At 43.8% G+C, this 598-nt stretch carries 1 protein-coding gene; it reads right to left on the bottom strand.

Annotated features, from left to right (window positions below; genetic code table 11):
* Positions 1–598, bottom strand: a 598-nt coding sequence (locus ACS8FD_RS22555; RefSeq protein WP_439277501.1) for a Ppx/GppA phosphatase family protein, incomplete at both ends; no start/stop codon positions are given.

Genomic DNA, 598 nt, shown 5'->3' with positions numbered 1-598 from the left:
CTTACGGTGCTCTTTCACCCCTTCTAACTCGATGTCATTTACATCACCGATTTTGATGAGCAGTTTTTCTAATTTTTTGACCCCTTGATAAGTGACGCGCTCTTGCTCATCTGACCAACCTTTGGATACCAGCACATTACGCACTGCTTTAATCGTACCACTAGAGCCAACCACACTACTCCAGCCTGTCTTTTGATATTGGCCATTAATAGCCAGTACTTCTTTGCGAGCTGCGACGATAGCACGATTAAAATTCTCTTTAGTAATTTGCCCATCCGCAAAAAATCTCTTTGTGAAAGCCACACAACCCATCTGTAAGCTTTCAGTCAATAATGGATCAAATCCTTGTCCGATAATAAACTCAGTAGAGCCGCCACCGATATCAATAACCAAACGCTTATCACTACTAGCATTGGTGTGAGAAACACCAAGATATATCAGTCGCGCCTCTTCACGTCCAGAGATGATTTCAATCGGCTTAGGTAGTATCTCATTAGCGCGTTTTATAAACTCATTGGCATTCTTCGCTTGACGCAGAGCATTTGTCGCAACGACACGTATGCGCGAAGGAGAGACTGAGTCAAGGCGTGCAACGAAG

The organism is Psychrobacter sp. 1U2 (genome assembly GCF_051847575.1).
Note: the sequence above shows the minus strand (reverse complement) of the source record. Positions and strands in the feature narration are given on the sequence as shown.